A 24,960-nucleotide genomic window follows, 5' to 3' on the forward strand; every position below is an offset into this window, starting at 1 on the left:
TCTCAACCTGCTCACTTCGTTCCTGCCGCACCCGTTTTTGGGGCGCTGTTTTTCGTGCGGAACACGGCGGCGGAAACGAGGCGGGGGTGCCGGGGCCCGCAGCGGCGATCCGGACAAGCGGCAAAAATAAGTGCGGAACCCCCTTGACATTTACACTGGCCGGCGCGAATAATTATGAATTAACAAACGTGAATGAACAAACGTGCATAGCCAATGGCGATGACGGGGATCAGTAAAACCGCCCTTCAGGTACAGAGAGCGAAATTCAGCGGCTGAGAGATTTCGCCCGTGAACCGGTTTGAACCCACCCCCGAGCGGCCAGGGATGACCTGGACAGGTTTCTTTCACCTGTTATCAAAGAAAGAGAGCCGGACGGTTTGGCGGCTGAACACGGGAGCGGAACGCCTCGTTCTCCCCCTGGTTTGGGACGCCTGAATACCGTCAAATAAGGTGGTACCGCGGAAGAGAGATACCCTTTCGTCCTTATGTGTGGGATGAAAGGGTTTTTTGCTTGTTCTTGCTGGAAAGAGGAGGGTTACACGATGAAGAAGGGAAAAATGCGGCTGGTCGTAAAGGTGGGCAGCAGTTCGCTGGCGGCGCCGGGCGGCGGGTGCGACCCGGCGAAGATGTCCCTGCTCGTATCCGCTGTCAGCCGTCTGCGGGACGCCGGCCATCAGGTCGTGCTCGTCTCCTCGGGAGCGGTGGCGAGCGGCTTTCGGAGGCTGGGGTACCAGCAGCGTCCCCGGACGCTTGCGGCCAAACAGGCGGCGGCGGCCATCGGGCAAAGCCTCCTGATGCAAACCTACACCGAGCTGTTCGCCGCGTACGGCTGCACCGTGGCGCAAATCCTTCTGACCCGGGGCGACTTTTCCGACCGTGAACGCTATCACCACGCCTTTCAGACCCTGTCTCTCCTGCTGGAGAAAAACGTCCTGCCGATCATCAACGAAAACGACACCGTCTCCGTGGCGGAGCTGACCTTTGGCGACAACGACATGCTGGGCGCGCTGGTCGCCGGTCTGGTACACGCCGACCTGTACCTGATCCTGACGGACACCAACGGACTGTACGACAAGGACCCGCGGACCCACGCGGACGCGGTCCGCATCCCCTATCTGCCCGCCGTCACGGACGAGGTGGAGGCGCTGGCCGGCGGGGCCTCCCGATTGGGCACGGGCGGGATGCGCTCCAAGCTGATTGCCGCCAAAACGGCCCAGCAGTTGGGCGTTCCCAGCTTTATCGGCCACCTGGCGCAGCCGTCCGACCTGCTCGACGTGCTGGACGGCAGCGGCAGCGGCACCTACGTCGGCTTCCGGCCTGAATCGCCCGCGGGCCACGCGCTGCCGACCCGCAAGCAGTGGATCGCGCTTCACTCCCCCGTCCGCGGGCGGATCAGCGTGGACCGCGGCGCCGCCGAAGCCGTGCTGCGGCACCGGCGCAGCCTGCTCCTGGCCGGCGTGCGTGACGTGGATGGCGCGTTTGCCCCCGGCGAGGTGATCGAGGTGTACTGCGACGGCCAATTGATCGGCCGCGGCGTCAGCCGCTGCAGCGCCGCCGACCTGCGGGCGAAGCTCTCCCCCGCCGGTCCGGCCCGGCCGAAAGGCATCGTCATCCACCGCGACCAATGGACGGAAGCGGCTTGTTTTGCGGCAATCGGCGGCAGCGACAGAACGTGAAGCAGGGGATGATTCCCTCGCGATAAAGGAGATGAGGAATGTGGAGAAGAGCCAAACTACGGAGAAAAGACAGAACATGGAGAAGAGCCTGAAAGATCGCGTGTACGAACAGATCCGCCTGGCCAAACAGGCGGCGCGGAGCCTGGCCTTGCTGTCCCGCCCGGAAAAGGACCGCGCCCTGCATGCGGTCGGCGAACGTCTGCTGGCTGACGAAGCGGCCATCCTCGCCGCCAACGGGCGGGATGTGGCCCGCGCGGAGGCGGACGGTCAACCGGCCGCCTATCTGGACCGGCTGCGCCTGACGCCGGAACGGCTGCGCGATCTGGTCGAGGGGCTGCGCCAACTGGTCGAACTGAACGATCCGGTGGGCGAAGTGACAGCCCGCTGGACCCGGCCAAACGGTCTGGTGATCGAGCAGGTGCGGGTTCCGCTGGGCGTGATCGGCATGGTCTACGAGGCCCGGCCGAACGTCACCGTGGATGCGGCTGCGATTGCGCTCAAGACCGGCAATGCGATCGTCCTGCGCGGCAGCCGCAGCGCACGGGAAAGCAACCTCGCCCTGACCCACAGCATCCGCGCCGCTCTGGCGGACGCCGGGCTGCCGGCGGAGGCGGTGCAGTACCTGCCCTATGCCGAACACGAATCCGTCGATCTGCTGTGCACGGCCAACGGCTTGATCGACGTCGTCATCCCGCGCGGCGGCGCCTCGCTGATCAGCCGCGTGCTGCGCACCTCCACCGTCCCGGTGCTGGAGACGGGCGTGGGCAACTGTCACATCTACATCGATCAATCGGCCGAGTACGCCATGGCCGAAGCCATCACCCTCAACGCCAAAACGAGCCGTCCCGCCGTCTGCAACGCGGCCGAAACCCTGCTCCTGCACCGCGGCTGGCCTGAACGGCACCGGCGCGACCTGTTGGCCCGTCTGCTGGCCGCCGGCATCGAACTGCGCGCCTGCGAGGAGACGCGGCGGCTCCATCCGGAGCTGGCCGACCGGCTCGTTCCCGCCACGCCGGAGGACTGGGACGCGGAATACCTCGGCTTGATCCTGGCCGTGCGAACGGTAGACAGCCTGGATGACGCGCTGGACCATATCGCCCGCCACGGCACCGGCCACTCCGAAGCGATCGTGACGCAGGACGCCGCGCGAGCGGAACGGTTCCTCGCCGCCGTCGATGCAGCCGCCGTCTACCACAACGCGTCCACCCGCTTTACGGACGGCGGGGAATTCGGCTTCGGCGCGGAGATCGGCATCAGCACGCAGAAGCTGCACGCCCGCGGTCCGATGGGCCTGCCCGCGCTCACGTCCAGCAAGTACGTCGTACGCGGAACCGGACAGATACGCTAACGGAAGGAGGATGCAGCATGAGTGACCATTCGACGCTCTCTTTCGACACGCGGATCGGCTTTCTTGGAGCCGGTTCGATCGTCGAGGCCATGCTGGCCGGCATTTTGAAAAACGAACTCATTGCGCCGGAGCGGATTTTTGTCGCCAACCGCAGCGACCGGGCGCGGCTCAGGCGGCTGGCGGAAACGTTCGGGGTGAACGCCTGCGAGGACAAAGCCGCTCTGGTGGAGCAATCCGACATTCTCATCCTGGCGATGAAGCCCAAGGACGCCCCGGATGCGTGCCGCAGCCTGCGCGGACTGGTCCGTCCGGAACAACTTGTGATTTCCGTCGTCGCCGGCGTTTCCACGGCCTGCATCAGCGACTGGCTGGGCACGAATGGCCCGATCGTCAGAACCATGCCGAACACGTCGTCCGCCGTCGGGCTGTCCGTCACGGGCCTCTCCGCCAACCGCTTCGTGACCGAGGAGCAGCTTCGCGCGGCCACTGCTCTTTTCGAAGCGATCGGTTCCGTCCACATCGTGCCCGAGGACGAGCTGGACATCATCACCGGCCTCTCCGGCAGCGGCCCGGCCTACATTTACTACCTGGCGGAAGCGATGGAAGGCGCGGGCGCGGAAGCCGGGCTGTCCCGCGAGATGGCCCGGCAGCTCACCGTCCAGACCCTGCTGGGGGCGGCGCAGATGCTGCTTCATTCCAGCGATGAGCCCGCCCTCCTGCGGAAAAAAGTAACCAGTCCGGGCGGAACCACCCAGGCCGGTCTGGAAGTGTTGGATTCGTACCGGTTTCAACAGGCCGTCGCCTCCGCGGTGCTGCGCGCCGCCGAACGGGCTCGCGAGCTTGGCGCGCAGTACCGGTGATCCGTTTTGCCTCTCCGCCCGATCGTGTATACTAAAGAAAAACGACGGACAAGGAGGAGCCGATGGAGATTTACGCCCTCTACGGAACGAGCGGGACGGGAAAAAGCACGAGCGCGCTGCAGTTGGCTCACCAGATGGACATTGACGCCATCATCGACGACGGCATCCTGATTTACCAGGGCCGCAAGGTGGCCGGCACCTCCGCCAAGTACGAAAAAACGAAAATCCAGGCGGTCAAGCGGGCGATTTTCCACTACCGCGACCACGCGGAGGAAGTGCGCCGCGCCCTCGCCGCCATCCGCCCCCGGCGCCTGTTGGTGATCGGCACCTCGAAGCGGATGATCGAGCGGATTCGGGAAGCGCTGGACCTGCCCGCCCCCGTCCGCCACATTCCGATCGAATCGATCAAACCGGCGCATGAAATCGAAGCGGCCCGGTACATTCGGGAGACCCAGGGAAAGCACGTGATTCCGATCCCCCGCGTCGAAGTGGAAAAAGACTTTTGGCAGCGGATGATCGCCTCCGCCCAACAGATCTTTTCCGCCAAAAAGGAAGTCATCGGGGAAACGACCGTGGTTCACCCGCCGTTTACCGGCGGCCGCATCCTGATTCACCCGCAGGTGCTGCGCAAGATCGTCCAGGTGACGTGCAGCCGCTTTCCGTTCGTCAGCCAGGTGAAGAACATGACGTACACCTTTGAAGACGTGCCCCGCCTGCAGGTCTCCCTGGATGTCCGGCTCCCGTTTGGCGCGTCCATTCCCCCGCTGGCCCGGGAGATTCAAGAGGCGCTTCAACGGGAAACGAGCCACTGTCTCAATTTTGCCCCGGCCAGCATTGACATACGGATTATGACCTTGCAGTTGGTGTGAATCATTCCCAACCAGATACGCAACTGGTTCTCCGGTTTGCCGTGCCGTCATCCGACACGAGGCAAACCGGCTTTCGTTTTGCCTGCAAATACAAGTCATGACCCGCCTTCCCGCTGCCCATGCTAAGAGGTGTATCCCATTCCACCGTGAAAGGAGATCGCCTCATGCCAACGACGATGTTCTCTCCTCAGCAAACGCAGGCGCCGATTCCCCAACCGCCCCGGGTGATTTCGACCAAAGACGCCAGCTATCTGAAGGACGCCCTTTCCTGGGAGCTGCTGGCGTTTAAAAAGCTGCACTTCTTCGCCCAGCAGGCGACGGACCCGCAGGTGAAACAGGCGCTGGAAAAAGCCGGCCAGATGCATCAGCGCCACTACCAGAAGCTGCTTACCCACCTGCAGGTAAACAACGCACAGGCGATGGCCGCCATTCCCCAGACTCAGGCACAGCAGCAGCAACAGCAAACGCAGATGCAGTAACAAGGGAGGGAAACCAGATGCCGAACCAAAACCAGATTGCCAATCCGCAGACGGGTGTCCCGCAGGTAAAAGGACCGCAGATGAATGACCGGGACTTTTTGAACGACGGCCTGGCGACATGCAAGTACCTGACGGACAGCCTGAACGTGGCCGTACGGGAAGCCAGCCACCAGCAGCTTTACGCCGACATGCTGCAAATCCTGACGGAGACGCACCAGAGCGCCCGCGACATGTTCAACCTGATGTTCCAAAAGGGATGGTACAAGCTGGAGGCGGAAGACCAGCAAAAGCTGCAGCAGGCGTATCAGCAGTACAGCGGGTATTCCACCCAGTTTCCGTACCACTGATGGAGGACCGCCGCAGGCAGGGAAAAAGGGACATCCGACAGGGGATGTCCCTTTTGTCTACACCGTAAAGGCGTCGGTCTTTCCGCGCAGTTCCCTGATCTGTCCGGCCACGTCCCGTACTTCCTCGGCGACGGCGTGGATGTACTCCCTGACATCGTGAATCGTCGCGGTCACTTCCTCCGCCGAGGCGGCCGTCTGCTCCGAGATGGCGGTCACCGACAGGACGTCCTGCTGAATCGTCTGCTGGAAGCGGGCCATGTCCGCCATCGTCTCCACGATTTGCTCCAGCGACCGGTTCAGTTCGCCGGTGATCACGGACAGACGGGAAACCCCTTTCGACACCTCGTCGATTTTGTGTGCCTCCTCTTCGTACTGCCGTTTCGTCACGCCCACTTCATGTTTGGTCTGTTCCACTTCCTGCTGCACGTCGCGAATGCTGGCCTGAATCTCTTTGGTCGCTTCCGCCGTCTGCTCAGCCAGCTTGCGCACCTCCGCGGCCACCACCGCAAAGCCTTTGCCCGCCTCCCCGGCGCGGGAACTTTCGATCGCGGCGTTCAAGGCCAGCAGGTTGGTCTGGGCGGCAATCGACTGAATCGCCGACACCACCTGATCGATGGCGACGGATTTTTCCACCAGCCGTTCCATGCTCGCTTCCACCCGCTTGAAGTGCTGCGCCGTTTCCGCGCTGTGGGTCACAAAAGACTGCAGCGATTCCCGGCTTTCCCGCTCCGTTTGCGACACGTCCTGTCCCAGCCGGTTCATTCCCTCCACCAGCCGGTTGACGTGGTCGATCTTGCCGGTCAGGTCGCCGTTCAGCCTGGAAATGGCTTCGACCGAAGCGGCCGTCTGCTCGTTTCCCTGGGCGATTTCCGTGCTGGCCGTGACAATCGCGTCCGCCTGCTCCCGCATCTCGCCGACACGGCGGGCCATCCCTTCCGCCATGCGGTCGATCCGGTGCGCCGCCGTCTTCATGTCGGTGATCAGCCCGCGCAGATAGTCCACCATTTGCGAAAACGAATCCATGATCTGGCCGATTTCGTCGCGGCGCTTGTAGCTGAACGAACATTCCGTCAACACACCCGCCGATACTTCCAGCGCCTTGTCGCTGATCATGCGCAGCGGCTGCAGCCGCCTGCGGATCAGCCAGGCGAGAACGACGGCTGCCGCGAGGGCAATCAGCAGATTGAGCGTAAGCGCCACGGGCAGGCTCTCCCACTGGACGCGTGTGGTGACCGAACCGACCGTGGACGCGTCAATGTCCACCCCGAGAATGCCGATCACCGTGCCGTCCGGCTTGGCAACGGGGGCAAATGCGGACAGGTAGTCTCCGTATCGGGGGTCGTGCACGATCGGCGTGCTGCTCGTCTCCCCGCGCAGGACGGGAGCCACATCCCGAAACGCCGTGGCACTCGCCGGATCGCCGATATCCGAGGCGTTTTCTGCATCCCGGGGCTGACCGTCGATCATCACCCGCAGCTGCTCTCCATCCGCCTGGAGAATGTAGACGTACAGCGCCCCCGTCTTTTCCCGAAAGTCGTTGAGCTGCTGGCGCAGGTTCCAGTAGTCTTCCCCCTTTTGCGGCTGCTGCAAAAAGCGCTCGTACGCCTGCACATCCACCTGTCTGGCTATCGTGGCGGCCCATTCCGTGCCGAACGTGCCGACCGTCCTCTCCACCGTGTTGGCGTTGTTGACATACAGGCTGACCGCGTTGACGGCCGTCAGCGCCGCCATCCCCAGCACGATCAGCAGCAGGACATGAGTGACAATGCTTTTGGTTTTCATCACGTTCCCTCCTGTGGCCGAGTCGTGGTTGTTACCCTATACATACCCGTTGGCGCACAGGCGTAAACGTCGGCCGGCCTCCCCGGATCGGCACTGGCGCAGCCCCCGCTCCACCGTCGGTCACGCCATCTCTCTGATCAATCGGGACAGGCGGTGAAGCGCCCGCTCCATCTGCTGCTCATCGGCGTACGCGTAAGAGAGGCGCAGATGGCAGTGGTCCGTGCCGTCGTAAATGTAGCCGGGATTGAGCAGAATCCCCTCAGCCAGCGCCCGCGAAAAGAGCGTCCGCATCGACACCGACCGGCGCAGCCGCAGCCAGATGTAAAAGCCGCCCTGCGGCTCCCGCCACTCCGCCAGATCGGCAAACCAGCGCCTGAGCGACTCGCACGCGCACGCCCTGCGCGCTCTGAGCGCTTCCCTCACCGCTTGCAGATGGCGTTGGTACAGGCCGCTGCTCAGCCATTCCGCCGCCACCTGCTGGGAAAGGGCGCTGGCCCCGTAATCGGTCTGCATTTTCACGTCGGCCAGCCGCTCGACAACCGGTTCCGGCCCGACGATCCAGCCGATCCGCAGACCGGGGCTGAGCGATTTGGACAGGCTGCCCACGTACAGGACCAGCCCGTTGGGGTCGAGCGCCTTCAAGGGAGGCGGCCCCGGCTCGTCCAGCCACAGCTCGCCGTAGACGTCATCCTCCAGGACGGGCAGCCGCTCCCGTTCGCAGACGGCCATCACCTGCTGCCGCCGTTTCTCCGACATCAGGGTGCCGGTCGGATTGTGAAAGGACGGAATGGTGTAGAGCAGAGCCGCCTGGTGGGCCTGTTTCAGCCGCGCCAGCGCATCCGGACGGATCCCTTCGCCGTCCAGCGGGACGCCGGTCAGCCGCATGCGCGACGACTGAAAAACCGGCAGCGAGTACAGGTATGAAGGGCGCTCCAGCAAAATGGCCGAGCCTTGGCGCAAAATGCCCAGCGAGATGAGCTGCAGCGCCTGCAGCGCGCCGGACACGACGAGGATGGACGCCGGCGGCGCGTCGATGCCGCGCGTCCGCAGATGGGCGCTGATCGCCTGCCGCAGCGACTTTAGCCCCTTGGGTTCCGAATAGCCGAGCTGGGCAACCTGTCCGCCCAATCGTCCCATGATCTCCGCCATGCCGGCGGACGGCAGCAGTTCGGGCGACAGCTCCCCCGTGCCCAGCCGAATGATCTGCGGATCGTGTTCATGGCGGTTGATGGCCTGGATGGTCGGCTGATTGGGCGGATGGTCGCCCGCCTGGACGTAGCTCAGCCAATCGGGAGGCGGGGCGGAAGCCAGCAGCGACCAGGTGTTGTTGCTGACCACGGTGCCGCTGCCCACGACGGCTTCGATCAGCCCTTCGGCCTTCAGTTCGTCCAGCGCCGTCACCACCGTGCTCCGGTTGACGCCAAACGCCTCGGCCAAGGCCCGCTGCGTCGGCAGCCTGCTTTTGACCGGCCAGTCGCCGGTGGCGATTTTTTCCCGGATGTAGGCGACAATCTGGACGTAGACGGGCACATCCGACGCCTTGTCCGGCTTCCAGTCAATGGTCGGCACCATCGATTCCTCCTCCAGCTTCATGCTCCCCTTATTGTAGCCAATTGGTCGGGTCACTGCCAAACCAATTGGCTGGAGACAGACGGCCCGATTTGTCTTACTGTGGAAGCCATGGGATACACCGCAAAAGGAGGAGCTTTACGCATGTGGGAAGCCGCCCTGCACGGATTTGTGCTCGCATTCGGATTAATCCTGCCGCTCGGCGTGCAAAACGTCTTCGTCTTCAATCAGGGAGCCGCCCAGCCTACGCTGTGGCGCGCGCTGCCGGTCGTCCTGACTGCGGCCGTCTGCGACACGCTCCTGATCCTGTTGGCCGTCCTGGGCGTGTCGCTGGCGGTGCTCACCTTTGCCTGGCTGAAAACCATCCTCTACGCCGGCGGAGTTTTCTTTCTGGTCTACATGGGCATCCTCACCTGGCGCAGCCGCCCTTCCGCCGAGGCGCAGGAGGCGGAACGGTTCCCGCCGAAACGCCAGGTGATGTTCGCCGCGTCGGTATCGCTGTTGAACCCGCACGCGATCCTGGACACCATCGGCGTCATCGGCACCAGCTCGCTGGGGTACGCCGGGGCGGCGAAGTGGGGGTTCGCCGCCGCCTGCATCCTCGTCTCCTGGCTGTGGTTTTTCGGGCTGGCGCTGGCCGGACGGACGGCGGGCAGGCTGGACCGCTCCGGACGGCTGCTGCGCGCCCTCAACCTCGCCTCCGCCTTTCTCATCTGGGGCGTCGCCGCGTACATGGCGGTTTCGCTGGTGCGGGAGCTTGCCGCGTAGGAATCGCTAGAGAAGAAAGATAGGGGAGCAAGTCGCTCCCCTCTTACAATAAGATTCTATTTTTTGTTAATATCCTGGATCATAATCATAAATCTGGATATTTCTCGGATACAATAAATTAGTGCTGGACCTCTCTACTTTTTTTATGGGCTGATCATTCAATAATAAAACAAAAAATAGTGCTAATACGGTCAATCTCTTCAATTTCATCACTCTTACTCACCTCTCCTTTGTTTATTATTAATAATTCTACTATAAATCCCCCCTAACTTTTCCACATATTGTATATCAATCGGTTTTCTCAACTTAGAGAACTGTGACAGAATGTCAGTCATACATTCGGTTATTTCTTGGTAGGCGCTCACTTCTCCGTAGGCGCACAAACCGTTAATATAGCTGTCAATCCCTTCATCGAGGGAGCCTGTCTGTATTTGAAACGCCCCCTTGTAGCGATAGTACTTTCCAATCGACAGATGTTTATAGGGTGTCTGTGGATTTTCCGGCAGGATTTCCTTTTCCTTTCTCAACAACTCAGCAATTTCATGATGATTGTTCGTCTTCAGATAAATATCCAGCAGTTCATTCACAACATGAATGCGCGAATGCGGGCTAATCTCGCGTAAACACTCTTTCAACATGGGAACAGCCACATCATATTCTTTTTTCCGTGCTTTTACGATCGCACGGGTAAGCTTGGCCGCTTCTGCAACAAATTCATAATCAAACGTTTCAAACACACGTAAGTGTAATTCAACAGCGTCATACTCCCCCAAACGAGAATATGAGTTGATCATGGCCAAATACGCTCTGGCTGTCAGTTCAGTGTCAGCCGTTTTCAACGCAAGGCCCGCTTCACAACATTCAATACACCGTTTGTATTTTTGAATGGTGTAGGCTTGTAGCGCCATCCTAAAATAATAAATCGTCTGTTCGTCTCGGGTTAAAAAATCAATATAATGCATAATTTCTTCGCCAACTCTGAACGAATTTTCCAACCGCTTAAAATCATACCTTTCAATCAGATATTTTTTGAGCAGCCCTTTGGCAATATACAGTGGGATTCCGTGTTCTCTCGCGTATTTGACAATGGTGTTGAAAAGCGGCAGGCTGAGCTCGGTATTGGTGGTGGTGTCAGCGAGGTGATACAGCCGTTGCAATGCTGTGTAGGTGTCTACCTGGGGAGATTGCAGGAACTTGACGGCCACTTTTTCCAACAGCGAAATGTTGTCGCCTCGTTGAATGACATCCTGCAGGATTTCATATAACGTCTCTGGCCGTTGTTCGTCTTCCACATAACATTCAATGATTTCCTCATAGGGCTGAGGCAAGACAGCCGCTAACGCCTTAACTGTTTTATATTCCGGCCGCTTCGTTTCCCCGCTTTCAATTTTATAAAGTGCCCCTTTGGTCACACCAGTTTGTGCTTCCACTTCCGAAAAAGAAACCCCGCTTTGTTTACGGTAAAGAGATAATAGATCTCCGAGGGTTTTCCTTCGTGGTCGGTTTCTTTCCAACTATAACACTCCATTTCCAAACATTACTATTTTAAAGATATTATAAACAGAAAATAAAAACAGATCAATAAAAATCATTTTTTTGGCTCTGTATGATGTATAAAAATGTCGAACGTTTTCTAAAAAGTGATGTTGGCTGCATTTGGTAAATAGTGGGTACAGTAAGGGAAGGAAATGGAATCGCACTATCAATACTTGGAGGCATTCAGAAATGGAGGGCTGGCGAGCAATAAACCATGAAGACCTTTCGCAAATCATTGAGAACCTCCAAAAACAACTAAAAGAGCTTGTCAAACAAAAAGGATCATTGACGGATTGTGCTGTATTGAATGTTAGCCAGGAACTGGACAGGTACATCGTGGAAAGCCAGCGCAGGATACTGGAAAGCAGGAAAGAAAGCATTCCTTTCAGCTCAACATTCCACCAAAATCCCGGCAAGGTTGGGACATCTGATACGATGAAAAGGAGTTGATGATTCATGAAGAAACCTTTCGGATTTTTAGCAAGTGCAGTAATTGTCGCTGCAATTGGAATGACATCGGTTGCCGCAGAACAGTTGAACACTTCTTCCCCCGATCCGGGACAGGGGAAATCGGCTGTGTATGCCGCCGAGGTTCAAAGACTGGCAGAAAGCCGCACGTTTGTTGACAACGGATTGGAAGTCCAGGTATTGGATGAAGCGGTGAACGTGGATGAAAACACAGCGCTTGAAGCTGCAAAACATTTCATTGGTTCCTCACGAGGGGATACCGCCAAGAAAGTGACGATGACCTTGGCAAGATTCACGGATACGCAAGTTGAACAGGGAATCTTGTCCGATTCCAACCTGTCCGTACAAGACGTTCCCGTATGGATTGTTACCTTCCACGGCGTGGATATGCCGAGAAACGGGAAGGCTGGCAGCGGGAAACAATATGTGAACGCTGATGTTCATGTGATAATCGATGCCAATACCGGCGAAGAAATCGAAATGATCGCCGGCAAGCACGGAAAATAAAAGGGTAATCACGGAAAATAAAAGCAAAAGCTCTGATCGCCGACATCTTCCGGGATCAGGGCTTTTTTCATATCGGATCGGCCACCCCTCCCGCGCTTTCGTTGTTTATCCCCGACCAGGCCAGGACAGGATAATAGTAACAGCACAGATCATGCACACGCGAAGGAGCTGAAGTGTAATGACTCGTCACCGTTTCAGGCAGCTTCGCTATCCGTTCATCGCGCTGGCGCTGATATCGGGTCTGTTGGCCTTGCATGACCACTACCGTTTGAACGCCTCCCCGGTCGCGGCCCAACGCGTTCAAACCGTCACCATTGCCAGCGCCGGCTTTTTGCCCAACCGGCTCGTCTTTCACCAAGGAGAGACGGTCTCCCTGACGATCGTCAACGCGGACACCCGTCCCCACAACCTGGTGATTCGCGAGCTGAACGTCTCTTCCGCCGATCTGAAACCGAGTCAGTCGGCGACGCTCCAGTTTGCGGCCAGCAAAAAAGGGCGCTATCCGTTTGTCTCGGATACGCCCGGTTATCCGGAAACAGGGTATCAGGGGCTGCTGATTATCGACTAGGCTGTCCTGACGCGAGCTGTTCCTGCTGCTTCTCTTCCGGAGCGGAGTGTTTCCACGGCCCGAAGCGGATGATCAGCAGCGGAATCAGTCCAGCCGCGGTGGCCAGGCCGAAAAACAGGTACGTGTCCAGGATGGAAAACGCGTCCTTGATCCAGCCGCCCACCAGGTTGCAGGTCATCGAGCCCAGCCCGTTGCCGACGGAAGCGTAGAGGGCCAGCGCGGTCACCTGCAGGGAAGCGGGTGTATTTTCCCGCACGAACTGCGCCGCCGTGGCCAGGTAACACCCGACGGAGAGGCCCTGGATGAAAAAGAGGGCGATCACCGCGGTCGTGCCGGGAGCCGTGCTGTACCAGAGCCAGCGCAGGGCGGAGACCGTGCCCGCCAGCAGAATGGTCAGCTCCAGCCCCCAGCGGCGCACAAAGAAACCGGCGATTTTCATAAACGGCGCCTCGCTGCCGGCGAAGAGCAGAAAGGCCAGACCCACGCCGGCCACCGTTCCCCCGATGTGCTGGTAGTACAGGGAAAACCAGATGTTATGGGCGTTGATCGCCCCAAAGATAAAGAAGGACGCCGCGAGAAACAGGACAAACCGGGGCAGGCGGATCAGTTCGGTCAGTCCCTTGAAGACGCTCACGGTAAACGGCGCCGCTTCCGCGTGTTCCGGAATCCGGCGCAGACACAGGCCGGCGATCAGGTAAGCGCCGCAGTACGAGTAAAAAATGGCGGCAGGCCCCCACTGTTCCACCGCCAGCCCGGTCAGAAACGCGGCGAGGGCAAAACCGACCGCGCCCCACATGCGAATGTCGCCGAACTGGATGTTGTGCCGTTTGGCGTACCCCAGCGCCAGACTGTCCGACACGGGCACGACCGCGCTTTGAAACACGGACATGGCGATGTAGAGCAAAAACACCCAGGCAAACGTGGAAACGGCGGGAAACAGCAGCCCGACCGCCCCCGCCGCGGCCAGGGTCAGCATCAGGACCTGCTTGCGGATGTGAAAGCGGTCGCAGATCATGCCCCACAGCGGCTGCGTCACAATGGAGATCACCGGCGTCACGGCGCTGATCACGCCGATCTGCGTTCCGGTCAGGCGGATCGATTCGTAGTACTGGGTAATCAGCGGAAAAAACGAGCCGAACCCGTAGTAGGCAAACAGGTAGAATGCGTTCAGGCTGACGCGCTGTGCCGCGCGTTCTTCGCTCGCTTGGCTGGACAGTGCTTCGGACATACGCTCTCCTTTGGGTCAGGCTGAAGAGACGAGCAGGCACCGCTCGTCTCCTCGGCCGAATGCGCTGGCTTTCAGATGTCGGGAACGCGGGAGTTCCCGGTGGTGACGGTGTCCCGCCTTGGTCGGCAGCGGACCCCTTACTGCTTCACTGCCGGCAGGATTTTCTCCATGTTGACCGTCCGCTTTTTCTCCCACGTCTCCGGCTTTGTCTCATCGTACTGCTCCAGGAACTGGATGACCTCTTTGGTCAGCGGCGTCGGCGTGGACGCGCCGGACGTGACCGCCACCTTTTTCTTTCCTTTCAGCCATTCCAGTTTCAGTTCGGACAAATCGGCGATGCGGTAGGCCGGCACGCCGGCGATCTCCTCCGCCACCTGCGCCAACCGGTTGGAGTTGTTGCTGCGCGGGTCGCCGACGACAATGCAGAGATCGGCCTCTCCGGCCTGCTCCGCGACCGCCTCCTGGCGCACCTGGGTGGCCAGGCAGATTTCGTTGTGCACCTCCACCTGCGGAAAGCGTTTGACGATCGCGTCCATCAGGTGTTTGACGTCCCACTGGCTCATCGTCGTCTGGTTGGTAACGATCAGCTTGTCGGCGGGCAGATTCAGCGCCTCGATCTCGTCCACGGTCTGCACCAGATGCACCTTGTCGGGGGCGATGCCGACCGCTCCCTCCGGCTCCGGATGCCCTTTTTTGCCGATGTAGATGACGTGATACCCGTCCGCCACTTTTTCGCGGATCAGGTCATGGGTCTTGGTGACGTCCGGGCAGGTGGCATCCACCACGGTCAATCCCTTTTCGCGCGCTTTTTTCCGCACTTCGGGGGAAACGCCGTGCGCGGTGAAAATCACCGTTCCCTTGTCGATCTTGTCGAGCAGCGCCAGCCGGTCTTCGCCGTCCAGCGTCTTCACGCCCAGTTTTTCAAACGCCTCGACGACGTGGGCGTTGTGTACAATCATCCCCAAAATGTGAATGGGGCGGGGCAGGTCAAAATTTTGCGCCGTTTTCAGCGCCAGCACCATGGCGTCCACGACGCCGTAACAGTAACCGCGGGGGGAAATCTTGATCACTTCCATGTATACCCCTCCTCTCGAGATCAGCAAATCGTTACTATTATACCTTATTTGCCTGCTTCCCGCTTCCGTTCGTAAACCTTCAGATTATTGTAGACAACTTTGAGCAGCGGCGCGGCAACACCCAGCTCCTCCGCCCGCTTCAGCAGGTAGCCCTGCAGGTGATCCGCTTCCACCGGCAGCCCTTTTTCCATGTCGCGCAGCATCGACGACTTCATCCCGTAGCCCAGGTTCAGAAACGTCTTCATCTGCTTCTCGACAATATCTTCGTCGATCGGGGCATGTAGAGCGCGCATCACGGAGGCCACCTCTTCGGCCAGTTGGCGCGTCAGCTCCACCCCGTAGGCAGCGTCACGGATCGGCCCCACCGCCGCGTTCATCAGCGTGGTCATGCCCGACAGGGTGGTGATGAACAGGTACTTGTGCCACATGTCGCGCTGGATGTTGGCGCTCGCCCTGAACGAGGCCGCCGTCCCGGCAAAGGCCCGTTCCATCGCGTCCACCCGCTCGCTTCGCCCGCCGTCCCACTCGCCGAACACCGCTTCGTGCGTCGGGCTGGTCTGCACCACATCGCCATCCTCGTTCAGCGTCGTCTCGATAAAACAGAGACCGCCCAAGACCCGCTCACGTCCAAAACGCTCCCATAACAGCTCCATGTGGGCGATCCCGTTCAACAGCGGCACCACCGCCGTCTGTTCGCCCACGTACGGAGCGATCGCCTCCAGGCTGTCGTGCAGGTGATACGCCTTGTTGGACAGGATCACAACGTCAAACGGCCCTGCCGCTTCGCCTGCGACGATCAACTGCGGCTGTTCGAGATGGATGTCGCCGTGCACGCTCTGCACGCGCAGGCCCCGTTCCAGAAGCTGGCGCCGCCGGCGTTCCCGCACAAGGAAGGTAACATCTCCCCCGTTTTCCGCCAATCGGGCACCAAAATAGCCGCCAACCGCACCTGCCCCCAACACCAACACTTTCATCCGCTTTCCTCCCACTCTTGTTCGAAATAGTCTGTCTCCATTCTACAAAAACAGACCCTTTTGCAACACCCCGCAATATTACGTCAGAAAATCTGACATAAAACGTGATAAAACCTCTTGACAGTCCCAAAATTCAACCACTATAATCGCTAGTATAGAAACGGACGAAAATCGAACGTTAACACGAAAACCTCGATGAATATTCGTAAATGGAGTGATCGCAATGGATATGAAAGCAGTTCTTTCCCTGATCGAATCAGAAAACATCGAATATGTCGACTTCCGCATCGTCGACCTGCCCGGCCGCCAGCATCATGTCACCATCCCCGCCTACGCGGTTGACGAAGGGACCTTCCTCAACGGCGTCGCCTTTGACGGCTCCAGCCTGACCGGGTACAAAGGTATCGAGGAAAGCGACATGGTGGCGATGCCCGACCCGGCCAGCGCGTTTATCGACCCGTTTGTCGAAGCGAAAACGCTGAACATCGTCTGCAACATCTGCAATCCGGACGGCACTCCCTACGAACGCGACCCGCGCGGCATCGCCCTGAAGGCGGAGGCCTACCTGAAGCAGACCGGCCTGGCCACCGACGCCTACTTCGGCCCGGAATCGGAGTTCTTCCTGTTTGACAGCGTCCGCTACGCTTCCGGACCGTCCGGCTCCTTTTTCCACATCGACTCCGAGGAAGCGTTCTGGAACACCGGCAAGGAAGGGCAGAACCTGGGCTACAAGGTACGCAACAAGGGCGGCTACTTCCCCGTGCAGCCGACCGACACGCAGATGGACATCCGCAATGAGATGTGCACACTGATGACCCAAGCCGGCCTGAAAGTGGAGCGCCATCACCACGAGGTGGCCACCGCCGGCCAAGGGGAAATCAACTTCCGCTTTGACACCCTGACGCGCACGGCCGACAACCTGCTGCTGTTCAAGTACATCGTCCGCAACGTGGCGGCCAAGCACGGCAAAACGGCCACCTTCATGCCGAAGCCGATCGTCGGCGACAACGGCAGCGGCATGCACGTGCACCAAAGCCTGTTTGACGGCGAACGACCGCTCTTCTACGAAAAAGGCGGCTACGCCAATCTGAGCCAAATGGCGCTCTACTACATCGGCGGCATCCTGTATCACGCGCCGGCCCTGATCGCGCTGACCAATCCGAGCACCAACTCGTTCAAACGGCTGGTGCCCGGCTACGAAGCGCCGGTCAACCTGGTCTTCTCCAAAGGGAACCGCTCCGCCGCCATCCGCATTCCGGTGGCTGCCGTGACGCCGAAAGCGGCTCGCATCGAGTTCCGCACCCCGGACTCCACGGCGAATCCGTACCTGGCCTTCGCCGCCATGCTGATGGCCGGCCTGGACGGGATCAAGCGCAGGCTGGACCCGCGCGAACTGGGCTACGGGCCGGTTGACCGCAACATCTACGACCTCTCCGATGCGGAGAAACAGGAGATCAAGAGCGCACCCGGCTCGCTGGAAGAAGCGCTGAACGCGCTGGAACGCGACCACGACTTCCTGCTGGAAGGCGGTGTCTTCACCCGCGACGTGATCGAAAGCTGGATCGCCCTCAAGCGCGGCGAAATCCAACAGGTGGAACGCACCGTCAATCCGAAGGAATACGAACTGTACTATGATCTGTAAGCCGGGGCCCGCACGGCGAACCGGTTCCTCTTCGATCCGGAACCGCGAAAAACCGAATCTGCCGCGAGAAACGAAAAGACCGAGGCACAGTCCCTCGGTCTTTTCGCGTCAAAAAAGCGTCATGCGAACGGCCAACGGTTTCAGCCGCTTCGTTACAGCGAACGCAGCCGCTCCGCCAGTTCGCCCGGCGTCCGGGGCAGGCCGCGGCCGAGCCGTTCTTTCACATGGCCGGGGATGGCTTCCCACAGCTCCAGTACGGCGGGCGGTTTCATCCGCAAGTCGGCCAGGATGTCCCGGCAGGCAAAGACCCGCTCCGGCTCCCCGGCCAGCACAAGCCGCCCCGCGTCCATCACAAACACCCAGTCCGCCCAGGCAAACGCGAAATCCAGGTCATGCGTCGCCATCACAATCGTGGTGCCTGCCGCATGGATGCGCTCCAGCTCGCGGACAAAGGCCTCCGTCTGCCACGGGTCCAGGTAGGACGTCGGCTCATCCAGCAAAAGCAGTTCCGGCTCCATCACCATCACGCCGGCCAGTGCCACCCGCCGCTTCTGGCCGAGACTCAGATGGTGCACCGGGGTGTCGGCCCACTCGCTCATCCCGAACGCCTCCAGTGTCCGCCGCACTTTTTCCTTGATCTCGTCTTCCGGCAGATGGAGGTTGCACAGCCCGTACGACAGGTCCTCGGCGACGGTGGCGGCGATCAACTGCTGTTCCGGGTCCTGAAACACAAGGCCCACGTTTCGTTTGAGCGCCTGCAGTTCCGCCCGGCGAGCGCTGATCGGGACGCCTTTCCACAGGACTTGTCCCTTTTGCGGGCGAAAAATGCCGTTCGCATGCAGAAACAGCGTCGACTTGCCGCAGCCGTTGCGGCCGAGCAGCGCGCATCTCCGGCCGGCGGGCACGGCCAGCGTCACGCCGTTCAGCGCCGGCTGGCGGGCGCCCGGGTAGGTGTAATGCACGTCGGCAAACTCAAGCACATGCGTTGTCACGTCTCATCCTCCGATCCACCATTCCCATGCCGCCAGCAGCACGCATCCGGCCAGCGCCTCCCGCTCGTGCCGTTTGGAGCGGACATGTGCCGACAGGCCGACGACGCGAAAGTCCTCCGTGAAGCCTCTCGCCATCATGCCCAGGTACACCTGCCGATACCGGAGCATCGCTCTTCCGAACAACCGGGTAACCAACCTGCCGGTGTCGCGGAGCGCCGCGCGAACTCCCTGATAACCGCCCCTCGCTATTTGCGCGGTCCGCAGCCAGGCTGCCGTTTCCAGAAACACAAACACGAAGCGGTACATGATCATCACGAGATCGGTCAGCACCGCCGGCAGGCCGATGCGGCGCAGCACCTGGAGCAGCTCGGCAAACGGCACGGTAAAGAGCACGAAATAAAAGCACGACAGTGCCGCGAGGGAGCGGCACAAGAGGGTCGCCGCCCGCGCGACGCCGTCCGTTGTCACATAGGCCACCCAGCCTCCCCACTGCCAGGCGGCCAGGACATTCGCGCCGCTGCCCCACCCCGTTACAGGCGCCACTTCCACCAACAGGGCCGGCATTCCCGCCGCCAAAAACGACAGCGCGAGAACGAGGCCGACCAGGTAGACGCGACAGGGGATGCGGGCGTAGCCGACGATCCAGACGCTGATCCAGACAAAGGCGGCGAGCTGCACGGGCGGATGGCTGGCCAGGACGATCAGCATCAGCGCCAGGGCAAACAGCAGCTTGCGCCCGGGTGACAGGCGGCGCAGCCGGTTGGCGTAGGCGAGCGCATCCAACTGCCCGATCATTGTTCCTTGCTGTTGTTCAACCGGCCTCGGTACAGGCCGATTGCGTATCCGATAAATCCGGCGCCCAGCGCGGCCTGCACGGCGAACAGCAGGCTCTCCGTCTCGCCGCCCGGCGGCTCCAGCAGCGGCTGGAACCACGGCTCATAGCCGGGGGCCACTTCTTTGATCGCTTCTTCCGCCGCGCCGTCCGCCCCGCCAAACTCCGAATCTTTCACCAATACCAGCGGCAGCGCGGCCAGCACCGCCACCAGCAGCAAAAGCACCCAGTTGGACCAGCGTTTCATTTACATCCCCTCCCGTTTGAGCAGCGGCAGCTGCATCAGCTCTTTTGCGTTGTACGACTGCAGCCAGTTCCAGACGAGCACCGTCAGCAGCCCCTCGCTTACGGCCAGCGGAACCTGCGTCAGCGCGAAGATGCCGGCAAATTTGGCGAACGAGGCGGCGACACCGCCGGAAGCGGCCGGAAACGCCAGCGCCAACTGCAGCGACGTCACCACGTACGTGCTCAGGTCGGCCAGGGCCGCCGACAGGAAGACAGCCAGCCGCTGGCCGCCGTTGGCCCGAAGCACCAGCCGATACACTCCGTAGGCGACAAACGGCCCGACCACCGCCATGGAAAACGCGTTGGCGCCCAGCGTGGTCAAGCCTCCGTGGGCGAGCAGCAGGGCCTGGAACAGCAGCACCAGGGTGCCCAGCACCGACATGACCAGCGGGCCGAACAGGATGGCTCCCAGGCCCGTCCCGGTCGGGTGGGAACTGCTCCCGGTCACGGACGGAATTTTCAGCGCAGACAGGACAAAGGTAAACGCCCCCGCCACGCCCAACAACAGCTTCAATTCGGGGTTATCCTGGACCAGCCGCTTGATGGAGCTCAGGCCCAGCAGGAAAAAGGGCAGAAACACGGCCCACCAGAACAGCGACCAGCCCACCGGCAAAAAGCCTTCCATGATGTGCATGGCGTATCCGGTCTCGGGTTCATTCAGCAAAACGTACAGGACAAATCCGGTCACAAGCAATCCGCTCATCAGCGAACGCGAACGGCTCATTCAGCATCCTCTCCCTATCTGGTTCGACATCGAACGTCCAAGAAAAAAACTCATCCGGCCGGATGAGCTTTGCGCAATGTCAATAGACGACTACTCCCGAAACGAAACAGTCGTACTGCCTGGGCTCACCTCTCCTTTCCTCGAAGGCTTTTGGGTGCGGCAGCTAGGTAGGTCTCCTGGCTTCCAGATCATCACGCTCTTTTGCCTTCCCCGTCCGGTGACCGGCGAGTGGCCTGTCAAAAGAGAATTCCCTGGTTACAGTGGCGGGACCGCTCGGGATTTTCACCCGATTCCCTGTTACCCCTTATATGCATAAGGGCACCTAGCTCCGTTGTATTCCGTTTTCCATCATTTTCTTGGACGTTTGCGTCCATTATATACGAACCCCCGCGAAAGCAAAAGGGGAGAATCGCTTTTGCCCTGAGGTGCGCTATCGCGCGTCCACGCCCACCGCGTCGCTGATGCGGGCAAACCCGTCCTGCTTCAATAGCTGCACCAGCCGTTTGTTGATCTGGCGGGCGATGCCCGGCCCGCGGTAGATCATCCCCGTGTACACCTGCACCAGGCTGGCGCCGGCGCGAATCTTGCGGTAGGCGTCGTCGCCGGTGAAAATGCCGCCCACTCCGACGATCGGCACCTTGTCCCCCACTTCCTGGTAAATTTCTCTTACCCAGGCGGTGGACCGCTCCTCCAGCGGCTTTCCGCTCAAGCCGCCCGCCTCCTCGGCGTAGGGATGGCTCTCCACCCCATCGCGGGACAGCGTCGTGTTGGTGGCGATGATGCCGGCCGCCCCCTCGGCCACCGCGGTCCTGACCACGTCACTCATCTGCTCGTCCGCCATGTCGGGCGACACCTTCACCAGGATCGGCTTCGCCTTGACGCCGCGCATCTCCAGTTCGGACGCCTTGGCCTTCACTTCGCGGATGATGGCCCGCAGGCTTTCCGACTCCTGCAAATCGCGCAGGTTGGGCGTGTTGGGGGAGCTGACGTTGATCACAAAGTAATGGCCGTACGGATAGAGCAGGTCCAGGCACTTGCTGTAATCGGCCGCCGCTTCCTCATTGGGCGTCAGCTTGTTCTTGCCGATGTTGATGCCGATCGGGATGTCGGCATAGGCGTAGTCCACCAGGTTTTGCGAGGCGGTGTAGGCGCCGTAGTTGTTGAAACCCATGCGGTTGATCACCGCCTGCTGCTCCGGCAGGCGGAACAGCCGCGGCTGCGGATTGCCCGGCTGTCCCTGCGGCGTGATCGTGCCCACTTCCACGAACCCGAAGCCCAGCGAAGCCAGCGCGTGGTAGACTTCGGCGTTTTTGTCAAATCCGGCGGCCAGTCCGACCGGATTGGGAAAGCGGATGCCCCAGAGCTTTGTCTCCAAACGTTCGTCGCGGAACTGGTACACCATCTTCAGGATGCTTTTGCCCGGTGCGGAGTTTTCCACTGACCGGAGCACGTGTATGGTCTTCTCGTGCGCCTCTTCCGCGTCCATCTGAAACAGGAACTTTTTGACCAGTTGATACATCGCTGCACTCCTCACTCGTTCTACTGCCTAGTAGCATACCATATTTGCAAAAGGGTACGCACTACGAGAGAAGTACCCTTTCCCTCCGGTTACGGAAAACCTTCTGCCAATATCTAGGGAAGACACTGGTCCATCCGCAGCAGGCGGCTATTCCGTCACAACTCCTCCTGCCTGCCGGCAGCCGGCGCCTTTAGCAACTATTATCCTCATTCCCTATGCCTGTATTCTCTCAAACCCGATCTCCCGGCAAAAAAAACTGCCCGCCCCGATCGGCAGGGCAGGCAGTTGGTCACGGTTGTGCTGTGTCGGCTGGGATCGTCCCGGCCCGGTCAGTTTTTCACCAGCAGCACGTCGTCGATGGAGACGTACGGCAGGTTGTGCGCTTCGGCGACGGCCTTGTAGGTCACTTTGCCGTCGATCACGTTGACCCCTTTGGCCAGCGCGCGGTTCTCCAGGATCGCTTGGCGGTAGCCCTTGTTGGCCAACTGAACGGCGTAGGGCACGGTCACGTTGGTCAGGGCCAGCGTGGAAGTGCGCGCCACCGCGCCCGGCATGTTGGCGACCGCGTAGTGGATCACGCCGTGTTTTTCGTAGGTCGGGTTGTCGTGGGTGGTGATGCGGTCGATCGTTTCGATGGATCCGCCCTGGTCGATGGCCACGTCGACGATCACGGAGCCCGGCGCCATCGTTTTGACCATCTCTTCCGTCACCAGGCGAGGCGCACGGGCGCCCGGGATGAGCACGGCGCCGACGAGCAGGTCCGCCTTTTTCACCGCGTTGGCGATGTTGAACGAGTTGGACATCAGCGTTTGCACGCGGCCTTGGAACAGGTCTTCCAGTTGGCGCAGGCGATCGGCGTTCACGTCGATGATGGTGACGTTGGCGCCCAGGCCGACCGCCATTTTGGCCGCGTTGGTGCCGACGATGCCGCCGCCGATGATGACCACTTCACCCTTCTGCACACCAGGCACGCCGCCGAGCAGCACGCCCTTGCCGCCGTACGGCTTCTCCAGGAACTGCGCGCCGATTTGCACGGACATGCGGCCGGCCACTTCGGACATCGGCATCAGGAGAGGCAGTGCGCCGTTGTCCAATTGGATGGTTTCGTACGCGATCGCCACCACTTTTTTCTCCATCAGGGCGCGGGTCAGTTCCGGTTCCGGCGCCAGGTGCAGGTAGGTAAACAGGATCAGGCCTTCGCGGAAGTAGCCGTATTCGGACGGAAGCGGTTCTTTTACTTTCATCACCATATCGGCTGCCCAGGCTTCCGCCGCCGTCGCGACGATCTGCGCCCCAACCGCCGTGTAATCGTCATTGGTAAAGCCGCTGCCCAGGCCGGCACCGTTTTCGATGCGAACCGTGTGGCCGTTTTGCACCAGTGCAGCCACGCCGGCAGGCGTAATGGCTACGCGATTTTCGTTGTTCTTGATCTCTTTGGGAATCCCTACAATCATGGTAGTATGTCCTCCTTCGCAACGCCGATTAACGAGTGTACTACCATTGTACAGCGTTTTCAGGACGCGTTTCCTTGGGGATTCCCTTAATCTTTTCGCCTCTCTGTTTGTGTGTTTTCACAAACGAACTAGCGTTCCCGGTCCAACTTGTCCATTTTCAGTTCCAGATACAACGCGGCGCGCTGGTTCATGTCCTCCAGGTCGACCCGCAGAATCTCCTCGATGCGGCGCAGGCGGTACCCGAGGGTGTTGATGTGGATGTGCAGCCGCTGGGCGGTGACGTTCGCCCGGCCGGCAGCGTCCAGGTACGTCTCCAGCGTCTCCATCAGCGCGGTCTGGTTTTCCCGGTCATACGCCTTGAGCCGGGCCAGCCGGTCGTTTTCGTAGCCCTGCTCCTCGTCCCACTCCTTCAGCTTCAGCAGGTAGCGGTAGATGCCCAGTTCGTGGTACCCGTGGATCCCTTCCGTTTCGCGCGGAAACAGCCGCTTTACCCGGACCGCGTGGAGCGCTTCCCGGTAGCTTTTCACGATGTCGGGGTAGGCCTTGTAGACGCAGCCGTAGCCGGCCGTCACCTGGCCTTCGCGGACGTGGGCCACCAGCTTGCCGAGCGAGTCGGCCAGAAACTGCTCCGTTTTGCGCAGCAGCTCGTCTTTTCCCTCCTTGCCCGAACCGAAAAGGCCGATCAGCAGCACGATCTGTCCGCCATCCACCACCCACAGCAGCTTGTCGCGCATCAGCAGCGGGTAGAGGTACTGCTCCAGCCCCGTTCCGGCCGCCTCGATGACGCAGATGAGGTAGGAGGAAGGCAGCCTCATCTGCAGACTTTCCGCTTTTTGCCGAATCAGCGTGTCGCTGGTGTGATTGCCCAGCAACAGCTCCCAGAGAAACTCCTTGCGCCGCCGCTCCTCCGCCTTCCGCTTTCCCTGCCGCTGCACCAGCCGGGTCACCGCGGCCCGCGCCGCCTGTCGCAAAATTTCGTCGTCTTCCTCGGTCAGGGGGCGGTTTACTTCCTGGGCCCAGATGTATCCCAGCACGTCGCTGCCGCGGCGAATCGCGATCGCCACCCGCTTGCCAAGCCCCACCTCGTCTTTTGCCGGAATGTGCACGGGGTCGTCCTTTGTCAACAGCTCCTGAAACACCCCGTCCTTCCACAACCGGGTCAGCACGTGTTCCGGCACCCGCCGGCCCATGATCGTCGACCAGCGGGCCTGGTCGGTGCTTTCCCCGTGGGAGCTGTAGGCGATCAGCCTGTGGTCGGCATCTTCGATCGTGATCGGATTTTGCAGGAGATCCCCGATGATGTCCGCCAGTTCTTCGATATCCGCATGTTGGTACTGCTGAAAGTAATCAGGTTGAACAGACACGGTTCCACCTCTTTGCCGGCCATGTGTACGTGTTTCTATTATACCGGAAAGGCGGAAGGGGGCGGAACAAAAGAAAGCGGGTCACCGCTTTGC

Annotated in this window: 24 protein-coding genes and 1 riboswitch; of the genes, 11 read left to right on the forward strand and 13 right to left on the reverse strand. The window is 60.4% G+C overall.

Annotated elements, in window-relative coordinates:
* The first annotated feature begins 542 nt into the window (after nt 1–542).
* From proB to FOI68_RS09900, 6 genes are all read left to right on the forward strand, one after another.
* On the forward strand, nt 543–1,676 hold the full coding sequence (proB, locus tag FOI68_RS09875) for a glutamate 5-kinase (protein ID WP_044897183.1): 1,134 nt from the start codon (nt 543–545) through the stop codon (nt 1,674–1,676).
* 31 nt (nt 1,677–1,707) lie between these two features.
* The gene (locus FOI68_RS09880; RefSeq protein WP_082059438.1) at nt 1,708–3,024 is read left to right on the forward strand and encodes a glutamate-5-semialdehyde dehydrogenase; all 1,317 of its coding nucleotides are present in this window, start codon (nt 1,708–1,710) and stop codon (nt 3,022–3,024) included.
* Nucleotides 3,025–3,041: 17 nt separating this feature from the next.
* Nucleotides 3,042–3,884, forward strand: coding sequence for a pyrroline-5-carboxylate reductase (gene proC, locus FOI68_RS09885; RefSeq protein ID WP_143863007.1), 843 nt, complete (start codon nt 3,042–3,044; stop codon nt 3,882–3,884).
* A gap of 62 nt (nt 3,885–3,946) precedes the next feature.
* Nucleotides 3,947–4,753: a hypothetical protein gene (locus tag FOI68_RS09890; RefSeq protein WP_044897185.1), complete on the forward strand. Its 807-nt coding sequence runs from the start codon at nt 3,947–3,949 to the stop codon at nt 4,751–4,753.
* A gap of 164 nt (nt 4,754–4,917) precedes the next feature.
* Nucleotides 4,918–5,232, forward strand: coding sequence for a ferritin-like domain-containing protein (locus FOI68_RS09895; RefSeq protein WP_029098291.1), 315 nt, complete (start codon nt 4,918–4,920; stop codon nt 5,230–5,232).
* A gap of 17 nt (nt 5,233–5,249) precedes the next feature.
* Nucleotides 5,250–5,579: a spore coat protein gene (locus FOI68_RS09900; RefSeq protein WP_044897186.1), complete on the forward strand. Its 330-nt coding sequence runs from the start codon at nt 5,250–5,252 to the stop codon at nt 5,577–5,579.
* A gap of 57 nt (nt 5,580–5,636) precedes the next feature.
* On the opposite strand, the gene FOI68_RS09905 is transcribed toward FOI68_RS09900, so the two are convergent.
* Together FOI68_RS09905 and pdxR are read right to left on the reverse strand one after the other, a co-directional pair.
* On the reverse strand, nt 5,637–7,361 hold the full coding sequence (locus tag FOI68_RS09905) for a methyl-accepting chemotaxis protein (protein WP_143863008.1): 1,725 nt from the start codon (nt 7,359–7,361) through the stop codon (nt 5,637–5,639).
* Nucleotides 7,362–7,481: 120 nt separating this feature from the next.
* Nucleotides 7,482–8,933, reverse strand: coding sequence for a MocR-like pyridoxine biosynthesis transcription factor PdxR (pdxR, locus tag FOI68_RS09910; protein ID WP_370512117.1), 1,452 nt, complete (start codon nt 8,931–8,933; stop codon nt 7,482–7,484).
* Between the two features lie 141 nt (nt 8,934–9,074).
* On the opposite strand from pdxR, the gene FOI68_RS09915 reads away from it, so the two are divergent.
* Nucleotides 9,075–9,698, forward strand: coding sequence for a LysE/ArgO family amino acid transporter (locus FOI68_RS09915; protein WP_143863009.1), 624 nt, complete (start codon nt 9,075–9,077; stop codon nt 9,696–9,698).
* Nucleotides 9,699–9,913: 215 nt separating this feature from the next.
* Here FOI68_RS09915 and FOI68_RS09920 read toward each other — a convergent pair whose 3' ends face one another.
* On the reverse strand, nt 9,914–11,212 hold the full coding sequence (locus FOI68_RS09920; RefSeq protein WP_143863011.1) for a helix-turn-helix domain-containing protein: 1,299 nt from the start codon (nt 11,210–11,212) through the stop codon (nt 9,914–9,916).
* Nucleotides 11,213–11,423: 211 nt separating this feature from the next.
* On the opposite strand from FOI68_RS09920, the gene FOI68_RS09925 reads away from it, so the two are divergent.
* From FOI68_RS09925 to FOI68_RS09935, 3 genes are all read left to right on the forward strand, one after another.
* A complete protein-coding gene (locus FOI68_RS09925) occupies nt 11,424–11,684 on the forward strand; it encodes an aspartyl-phosphate phosphatase Spo0E family protein (RefSeq protein ID WP_143863012.1) in 261 nt (86 codons plus the stop codon).
* A 6-nt stretch (nt 11,685–11,690) separates the two neighbouring features.
* Entirely contained in the window at nt 11,691–12,209 is a 519-nt protein-coding gene (locus tag FOI68_RS09930) for a hypothetical protein (RefSeq protein ID WP_143863014.1), read from the forward strand.
* Nucleotides 12,210–12,387: 178 nt separating this feature from the next.
* Complete coding sequence (locus FOI68_RS09935) at nt 12,388–12,777, forward strand: cupredoxin domain-containing protein (protein WP_029098285.1); 390 nt, start codon at nt 12,388–12,390, stop codon at nt 12,775–12,777.
* Here the strand turns inward: FOI68_RS09935 and FOI68_RS09940 are convergent.
* From FOI68_RS09940 to panE, 3 genes are all read right to left on the reverse strand, one after another.
* Entirely contained in the window at nt 12,767–14,005 is a 1,239-nt protein-coding gene (locus tag FOI68_RS09940; protein ID WP_035299463.1) for an MFS transporter, read from the reverse strand. The genes FOI68_RS09935 and FOI68_RS09940 overlap by 11 nt on opposite strands.
* A gap of 137 nt (nt 14,006–14,142) precedes the next feature.
* Nucleotides 14,143–15,081 carry a 4-hydroxy-3-methylbut-2-enyl diphosphate reductase gene (locus FOI68_RS09945; RefSeq protein WP_029098284.1) on the reverse strand — a complete coding sequence of 313 codons (939 nt, stop codon included), beginning with the start codon at nt 15,079–15,081 and terminating at the stop codon, nt 14,143–14,145.
* A 44-nt stretch (nt 15,082–15,125) separates the two neighbouring features.
* A complete protein-coding gene (gene panE, locus FOI68_RS09950; RefSeq protein ID WP_143863016.1) occupies nt 15,126–16,055 on the reverse strand; it encodes a 2-dehydropantoate 2-reductase in 930 nt (309 codons plus the stop codon).
* A gap of 223 nt (nt 16,056–16,278) precedes the next feature.
* On the opposite strand from panE, the gene glnA reads away from it, so the two are divergent.
* Nucleotides 16,279–17,697, forward strand: a complete 1,419-nt coding sequence (gene glnA / locus FOI68_RS09955) for a type I glutamate--ammonia ligase (protein WP_029098282.1) — start codon at nt 16,279–16,281, stop codon at nt 17,695–17,697.
* A gap of 152 nt (nt 17,698–17,849) precedes the next feature.
* Here the strand turns inward: glnA and FOI68_RS09960 are convergent, their stop codons facing one another.
* The 7 genes from FOI68_RS09960 to FOI68_RS09990 all read right to left on the reverse strand — a co-directional run bounded on the left by FOI68_RS09960 (nt 17,850) and on the right by FOI68_RS09990 (nt 24,867).
* Complete coding sequence (locus FOI68_RS09960) at nt 17,850–18,689, reverse strand: energy-coupling factor ABC transporter ATP-binding protein (RefSeq protein ID WP_143863017.1); 840 nt, start codon at nt 18,687–18,689, stop codon at nt 17,850–17,852.
* A 3-nt stretch (nt 18,690–18,692) separates the two neighbouring features.
* On the reverse strand, nt 18,693–19,484 hold the full coding sequence (gene cbiQ / locus FOI68_RS09965) for a cobalt ECF transporter T component CbiQ (RefSeq protein WP_029098280.1): 792 nt from the start codon (nt 19,482–19,484) through the stop codon (nt 18,693–18,695).
* Nucleotides 19,481–19,768, reverse strand: coding sequence for an energy-coupling factor ABC transporter substrate-binding protein (locus FOI68_RS09970; protein WP_029098279.1), 288 nt, complete (start codon nt 19,766–19,768; stop codon nt 19,481–19,483). Before FOI68_RS09970 ends, cbiQ begins: the two co-directional genes overlap by 4 nt.
* Nucleotides 19,769–20,530: an energy-coupling factor ABC transporter permease gene (locus FOI68_RS09975; RefSeq protein WP_143863019.1), complete on the reverse strand. Its 762-nt coding sequence runs from the start codon at nt 20,528–20,530 to the stop codon at nt 19,769–19,771.
* Between the two features lie 149 nt (nt 20,531–20,679).
* A riboswitch (cobalamin riboswitch) is annotated at nt 20,680–20,871 on the reverse strand.
* 89 nt (nt 20,872–20,960) lie between these two features.
* Entirely contained in the window at nt 20,961–22,049 is a 1,089-nt protein-coding gene (locus FOI68_RS09980) for a quinone-dependent dihydroorotate dehydrogenase (RefSeq protein ID WP_029098277.1), read from the reverse strand.
* 329 nt (nt 22,050–22,378) lie between these two features.
* Nucleotides 22,379–23,503, reverse strand: coding sequence for an alanine dehydrogenase (gene ald / locus FOI68_RS09985; protein WP_143863020.1), 1,125 nt, complete (start codon nt 23,501–23,503; stop codon nt 22,379–22,381).
* Between the two features lie 128 nt (nt 23,504–23,631).
* Nucleotides 23,632–24,867, reverse strand: coding sequence for a PucR family transcriptional regulator (locus FOI68_RS09990; RefSeq protein ID WP_029098275.1), 1,236 nt, complete (start codon nt 24,865–24,867; stop codon nt 23,632–23,634).
* Nucleotides 24,868–24,960 lie beyond the last annotated feature (93 nt).

This window comes from Brevibacillus sp. LEMMJ03 (assembly GCF_007197875.1).
In the GTDB taxonomy this organism is placed as follows: domain Bacteria; phylum Bacillota; class Bacilli; order Brevibacillales; family Brevibacillaceae; genus Brevibacillus; species Brevibacillus thermoruber.

Bases quoted from the DNA above. Each gene is read 5' to 3' on its own strand.
- proB (WP_044897183.1), top strand. From the start codon at position 543: ATGAAGAAGGGAAAAATGCGGCTGGTCGTAAAGGTGGGCAGCAGTTCG.
- FOI68_RS09880 (WP_082059438.1), top strand. From the start codon at position 1,708: ATGAGGAATGTGGAGAAGAGCCAAACTACGGAGAAAAGACAGAACATG.
- proC (WP_143863007.1), top strand. From the start codon at position 3,042: ATGAGTGACCATTCGACGCTCTCTTTCGACACGCGGATCGGCTTTCTT.
- FOI68_RS09890 (WP_044897185.1), top strand. From the start codon at position 3,947: ATGGAGATTTACGCCCTCTACGGAACGAGCGGGACGGGAAAAAGCACG.
- FOI68_RS09895 (WP_029098291.1), top strand. From the start codon at position 4,918: ATGCCAACGACGATGTTCTCTCCTCAGCAAACGCAGGCGCCGATTCCC.
- FOI68_RS09900 (WP_044897186.1), top strand. From the start codon at position 5,250: ATGCCGAACCAAAACCAGATTGCCAATCCGCAGACGGGTGTCCCGCAG.
- FOI68_RS09905 (WP_143863008.1), bottom strand. From the start codon at position 7,361: ATGAAAACCAAAAGCATTGTCACTCATGTCCTGCTGCTGATCGTGCTG.
- pdxR (WP_370512117.1), bottom strand. From the start codon at position 8,933: ATGGTGCCGACCATTGACTGGAAGCCGGACAAGGCGTCGGATGTGCCC.
- FOI68_RS09915 (WP_143863009.1), top strand. From the start codon at position 9,075: ATGTGGGAAGCCGCCCTGCACGGATTTGTGCTCGCATTCGGATTAATC.
- FOI68_RS09925 (WP_143863012.1), top strand. From the start codon at position 11,424: ATGGAGGGCTGGCGAGCAATAAACCATGAAGACCTTTCGCAAATCATT.
- FOI68_RS09930 (WP_143863014.1), top strand. From the start codon at position 11,691: ATGAAGAAACCTTTCGGATTTTTAGCAAGTGCAGTAATTGTCGCTGCA.
- FOI68_RS09935 (WP_029098285.1), top strand. From the start codon at position 12,388: ATGACTCGTCACCGTTTCAGGCAGCTTCGCTATCCGTTCATCGCGCTG.
- FOI68_RS09940 (WP_035299463.1), bottom strand. From the start codon at position 14,005: ATGTCCGAAGCACTGTCCAGCCAAGCGAGCGAAGAACGCGCGGCACAG.
- FOI68_RS09945 (WP_029098284.1), bottom strand. From the start codon at position 15,081: ATGGAAGTGATCAAGATTTCCCCCCGCGGTTACTGTTACGGCGTCGTG.
- panE (WP_143863016.1), bottom strand. From the start codon at position 16,055: ATGAAAGTGTTGGTGTTGGGGGCAGGTGCGGTTGGCGGCTATTTTGGT.
- glnA (WP_029098282.1), top strand. From the start codon at position 16,279: ATGGATATGAAAGCAGTTCTTTCCCTGATCGAATCAGAAAACATCGAA.
- cbiQ (WP_029098280.1), bottom strand. From the start codon at position 19,484: ATGATCGGGCAGTTGGATGCGCTCGCCTACGCCAACCGGCTGCGCCGC.
- FOI68_RS09970 (WP_029098279.1), bottom strand. From the start codon at position 19,768: ATGAAACGCTGGTCCAACTGGGTGCTTTTGCTGCTGGTGGCGGTGCTG.
- FOI68_RS09975 (WP_143863019.1), bottom strand. From the start codon at position 20,530: ATGAGCCGTTCGCGTTCGCTGATGAGCGGATTGCTTGTGACCGGATTT.
- FOI68_RS09980 (WP_029098277.1), bottom strand. From the start codon at position 22,049: ATGTATCAACTGGTCAAAAAGTTCCTGTTTCAGATGGACGCGGAAGAG.
- ald (WP_143863020.1), bottom strand. From the start codon at position 23,503: ATGATTGTAGGGATTCCCAAAGAGATCAAGAACAACGAAAATCGCGTA.